Origin of the sequence: Paenibacillus sp. GbtcB18, assembly GCF_019091125.1 — a bacterium.
Taxonomy (GTDB): domain Bacteria; phylum Bacillota; class Bacilli; order Paenibacillales; family NBRC-103111; genus Paenibacillus_F; species Paenibacillus_F chitinolyticus.
This window is the reverse complement of sequence record NZ_JAGXJX010001049.1, coordinates 1-228: the sequence shown is the minus strand read 5'-3', so window position 1 is coordinate 228 and position 228 is coordinate 1. Positions and strand designations below refer to the sequence as shown.

Annotated in this window: 1 pseudogene; it reads left to right on the top strand. The window is 38.6% G+C overall.

The annotated features are described in order from the left end of the window. Nucleotides 1-203 (top strand): annotated as a pseudogene (locus tag KVT34_RS31600) (zinc ribbon domain-containing protein); the annotation flags it as partial. Nucleotides 204-228: the final 25 nt, after the last annotated feature.

The window sequence follows — 228 nt, the reverse complement described above, 5'->3', positions numbered from 1 at the left end:
AGTATGGTATTGAGTATGTAAACGCTATTAAATAGTACGCCTCAAGCAAGTTTTGCTCATGTTGCGGAGTGAAATTCGACTATTCAGTTCAACCAGAAGGACTGTGTAGTTTAAAAATATGTCAGTGGCGTCGTGTTCCATGCAATATCCATCACGCTCGGGATGTGAATGCTGCTATAAATTTATCAAGATCGGTAAAATAAGTGCTTGAGAATAGGAGGTAACTAT